Here is a 4,425-nt window from a genome sequence, read left to right as displayed (position 1 = left end):
CATCGCCCGTGCCCTGATGCTGCAACCGAAGATCCTGCTGCTCGACGAACCGACCAGCGCGCTGGATGCCTCTGTTCAGGCCGAGGTGCTGAACCTCCTCAGCCGCCTGCGGGCCGAGCGTGGCCTCACCTTCCTGATGGTCAGCCATGATCTTTCCGTCATCGACCACATGTGTGACCGCATCCTCGTGATGCAGCATGGCCGCGCGGTGGAAGAGCTTGCCCGGGAAGACCTTGCCGCCGCGCGCATGACCACCGCCTACGCCCGCAGCCTCTTCGATGCCTCGGCCGACCGGATGCTGGCCATGTCATAGGAAAGGGCCGGCCGCCTGCGCGACCGGCCCCTTGCCCCGAAACTCCGGGGTCAGTTCGTCATCAGGTAATAGCTGTTCCGCGACCCGCCCATGTTCTGCACGGTGACGTAGAAATAGCCGTCCCAGGCCGGGGTCCAATCGCAGTACAGCTTGTCCGACCAGCTCACGTCGTAGCAGATCACGTTGCCGTTCTCGTCCGTCACCGCCACGTCCAGATTCGCGTCCCCGTCGCCGACGACGGCGATCTCGGCATAGGAATTGCCGTAGTAGGGGATTTCCCAGACATCGGTCTGCCCTGAAGGCAGCCGCGACAGCCATTGCACTGCCCCGCCGATCCGCCCCCGGCCGGTTTCGGCCTTTGCATCCTCGATCAGGCCCAGCAGCGCCTCGTCATCCGCCGCCAGTTCCGTGGCCTTGGCGAACATCGCATCCGCCGTGACCGGGGCGTCGGCGGCACCCTCATCCTCGTTCGCGGCATTGAAGAAGGTGGCCTTGGCCACAGCGCGCGGGGTGCCATCGTTCATCATCGGGGCCGGCGCAGCCGGAGCTGCGGGGGCGGCCTTCTTGCGGAAGGTGGTCTGATCCCCGCCCTCGTCATCGAACTTCACTTTCGCCGGATCCAGCGCGCCAGCCTCGGCCGACTTCACCTCGACCGAGGCGGCCAGCTTCGCGGCGGCCAACACCGTGACCGCATCGCCTTGGGTGACCCCCAGCGCATAAAGCTCCTGCGCCAGTCCCATGGTCGCGGCGGCGCCGGGGGCCGCGCCCTCGGCAGCGGCGCCTACGTTCGTTCCGGTCTTGTCCTGGGCCAGCGCGGGAAGGGTCAGCGCGGCGACGGCGGTGGTGGCAAGGATCAGGGAAAGGGATTTAAGCGACATCTGGGCCTCTAACGGTTGGCCAGCCCGGATTGGGCCGGAATGGCAGGATCATTGCAGGCGATCATGCACTTGAGAAGGTGGTAAAATGTGACAAATGCAGTCATTTTCGTCAGTTCCCGACCAGAAGATAGCCGCTCGCCTCTGCACCCTCGTTGCTGACCCGCACGCGGAAGAAGCCGTTCCGCGCCGGGGTGAACCGGCAAAGCGCCGGATCTTTCGTCGCGGGCCGGGCGCAGACCACTGCGCCGCTGTCGTCGGTCACGCTCAGCCCCAGCACAGAGCCACCGTCGCCGATCACCGCGATCTCGGCCACCACCGCTCCCGAGAGGGGCAGCAGCCAGTCCTCCTCGGCCCCGCCGCCAAGCCCGGACTTCGCGACCGTGGCCACCGGCAGCCTGCCCTGCGGCAGCTGCGCGTCCAGATCATAGGTAAGATCCTGCAAATCCGGGTCGTCGACCGCCAAGCCTTGCAGCATCGCCAGCGCAGCCGCGCTTCCCGGGTCGGATGGGCCATCCACCTGCGGCGTCTCTCCCGCGCCACCCGCCGTCCGCTCCCACCCCACCGCCGGACGTACCGTCACGCCCCGCGCCAGCCGGATCGCCGCCAGAAGCAGGACCGGATCGCCGGCCTCGCTTCCCCGGCGGAACAGGCGCTGCGCCAGCACCAGCTGGCTCGCCGCCCCCGGCGCGGCCTCGGCGTCCGGCGCAAGGTTCGGCTCCTCCGCCCGGGCGGGTGTCAGGACAAGGCTCATGATCACGGCAAGACGGCGCAGCATCGGGGGCTTTCCAGGAAGGTCCGGCGACCCTGCCAAAGCCCACCGCCAGCGACAAGTCAGGAAAGCTTCCCGCCCCGCCGGTTTCGCGCTAGCAGGGGGAAAAGAGGTGAGACATGCGCGACATCCTGGACCGGCTTATGGCCTTCGACACCGTCAGTTCGAAGCCGAACATCGCTCTGATGGACTATGTGAAGGGCCTCCTGGAAGGTGCGGGTCTGACGGTGATGCTGGTCCCCGACACCTCGGGCGGCAAGGCGAACCTCTTCGCCTCGACCGGGCCGGAAGGGGCGGGGGGCGTCATGCTTTCGGGCCACACCGATGTGGTGCCGGTGGAAGGCCAGGTCTGGACCAAGCCCCCCTTCGCCCTGACCAAGGCTGATGGCCGCTACTATGGCCGGGGGGCGGCCGACATGAAGGGCTTCGTCGCCTGCGCCATCGAGGCGATGCTCGCCGCCGCCCGCCGCCCGCTGAAGGTGCCGCTTCACCTGGCCCTTTCCTATGACGAGGAGATCGGCTGCATGGGGGTGCGCAGCCTGATCGACCTCTTGGCCGCCGCCCCGGTGAAGCCCCGCTTCTGCATCGTGGGGGAACCGACGGGCATGCAGGTCGCGACCGGGCACAAGGGGAAGGTGGCGCTGCGCGCGACCTGTGTGGGCCGCGAGGGGCATTCGGCCTTGGCCCCGCTGGCCCTGAACGCCCTGCATCTGGGGGCGGATTTCCTGGGGGCGGTGCGGCGGCTGCAGGCCGAGGTGGCGGCGACCGGGTTGAAGGACGGGGACTATGACGTGCCCTATTCGACGCTGCATGTGGGGAAGATGGCGGGCGGGGTGCAGGTCAACATCGTGCCGAACCACGCGGTGCTGGATTTCGAGATCCGCTCGCTGGCGGGAGAGGACGTCGCGGGCCTGATCGCGCGGCTGGAGGCCGAAGCCGAGGCCATCGTCGCGCCCTTGCGGGGGGAGTTCCCGGAGGCGGCGATCCGGGTGGAGCGGCTCTGGGACTACCCGGGCCTCGGCACGCCCTCGGATGCCGGGGTGGTGCGCTTCGTGAAGGGGCTGACCGGGGCGAACGGGACGATCAAGGTCGCCTTCGGGACGGAGGGCGGGCTTTTCGACGCGCGGCTCGGGGTGCCGACGGTGATCTGCGGGCCGGGGTCGATGGCCCAGGGGCACAAGCCGGACGAGTTCGTCGCGGTCGAGCAGATCGAGCGCTGCCGGGGGATGCTGGCGGCGCTGGTCGGGCGGCTGGAGGAGGGAATCTGAGGCCGGGTGCCCGCGCGCGGGCGATTTGCTGACCCTTTGAGGATCAATGGGTTGGCTGTGGGCGTTCAGGGTTTCTTAACTTTTGGCCGCAGCGTCTTCTGGCTGCCCGCCGGGGGCGCTTCGCCCCCCGGGCCCCCCGAGAGTATTTCTCAAGGAACAAGCACAATTTTAGACAAGCTTTAGGGATATGGAGGTCGAGGCAGCCGCCGGAGGGACCTATTGCAGCGCCTTCAGCCGATCGGCCTGGTCCTTGCCGATCCGGTAGTGGCCGGTCATCGGATAGGCGAAGAGGATGTCTTCCTCCTGCGCGCCGCGGCCGATGTTGTGCAGGATCAGCGGCGTACCATCTGCTGCCAGCCGGTCGGAAACGATGCCGATATGGTCGAGGTTGCCGGGCAGTTTCCAGGTGACGATGTCACCGGGCAGGAAGGGCGCCGGGCCTTCCTCCAGCGGCACCCCGGCGCCGACGCGGGCGAAGAGGGTGGCAAGGTTCGGCACCCGGCGATGGTCGATGTTGCGGTCGGTCTTCTTCAGGCCCCAGAGCGCTGGATAGGCCGCGAAATCGGCCTTCATGTCGCGGTTCACCGCCAGTTGCAGGTCGATGTCCCAGCCGTCGCGCAGGGCACGGATCACCACGTCGGTGCAGACCCCCCGGTCGCGCGGCACGTCGCCGCCGGGAAAGCCCAGCTTTGCATAGGCCGGATCGTAGGTGACGGTCACGCCGACCTGATCGCGCGCCGCAGCGGTCAGGCGAGACGGTTCGGACCCGGCCAGGACCGGGGAAGCCAGGACCGCGAGGAGGAGGACGAGGCTGCGCATGGGGGAATCATGCCCTCTCCGGCCGCGCGGCGCGAGTGGGGATTTCCGGCGACTCGGATGGGCTGGCGCCTTTCCGCCGGGCCGGTAAGACTTCCGTGATCGGATGTTTCCTTTAGATCGCCGAGGAATGCTTGGCCTTCGCGCTGTCATAGGCGTCGAAGGCACGTGCGATCATCCGGGTCAGGGGCCGGGCGCGGTCGGGGATCAGGAATCCCTCGTCGCTGACCTTGACCATCTCGCCGAACTCGCCCGCCGCGCGCTGGAACAGCGCCTCGACATGTGCGGGCGTGACGTCGAAGTCGCGCAGCAACTCAGCCCGCGAGACGAAGAAATCGCACATCAGCGCCTCGATGATCCGGGCGCGCAGCAGATCCTCGC

Annotated in this window: 4 protein-coding genes and 2 pseudogenes; 2 read left to right on the top strand and 4 right to left on the bottom strand. The window is 68.1% G+C overall.

Annotation, left to right across the window (positions count from 1 at the left end; translation table 11 throughout):
* Positions 1-313 (top strand): annotated as a pseudogene (locus V7Q39_RS19425) (AAA family ATPase); the annotation flags it as partial.
* A 50-nt stretch (positions 314-363) separates the two neighbouring features.
* Here the strand turns inward: V7Q39_RS19425 and V7Q39_RS19420 are convergent.
* Complete coding sequence (locus tag V7Q39_RS19420; RefSeq protein ID WP_333818258.1) at positions 364-1,191, bottom strand: hypothetical protein; 828 nt, start codon at positions 1,189-1,191, stop codon at positions 364-366.
* Between the two features lie 109 nt (positions 1,192-1,300).
* Complete coding sequence (locus tag V7Q39_RS19415; RefSeq protein WP_333818257.1) at positions 1,301-1,966, bottom strand: hypothetical protein; 666 nt, start codon at positions 1,964-1,966, stop codon at positions 1,301-1,303.
* 113 nt (positions 1,967-2,079) lie between these two features.
* Between V7Q39_RS19415 and argE the strand changes: the two genes are divergently transcribed.
* The gene (gene argE / locus V7Q39_RS19410; RefSeq protein WP_333818256.1) at positions 2,080-3,228 is read left to right on the top strand and encodes an acetylornithine deacetylase; all 1,149 of its coding nucleotides are present in this window, start codon (positions 2,080-2,082) and stop codon (positions 3,226-3,228) included.
* 216 nt (positions 3,229-3,444) lie between these two features.
* Here the strand turns inward: argE and V7Q39_RS19405 are convergent, their stop codons facing one another.
* Both V7Q39_RS19405 and V7Q39_RS19400 read right to left on the bottom strand, forming a co-directional pair.
* Positions 3,445-4,047, bottom strand: a complete 603-nt coding sequence (locus V7Q39_RS19405; protein ID WP_333818255.1) for a DUF1287 domain-containing protein — start codon at positions 4,045-4,047, stop codon at positions 3,445-3,447.
* A 112-nt stretch (positions 4,048-4,159) separates the two neighbouring features.
* Positions 4,160-4,425, bottom strand: a pseudogene (locus V7Q39_RS19400) (coproporphyrinogen III oxidase); the annotation flags it as partial.

Origin of the sequence: Tabrizicola sp. (assembly GCF_036781545.1) — a bacterium.
Classification (GTDB): Bacteria; Pseudomonadota; Alphaproteobacteria; order Rhodobacterales; family Rhodobacteraceae; genus Tabrizicola.
Note: the sequence above shows the minus strand (reverse complement) of the source record. Positions and strands in the feature narration are given on the sequence as shown.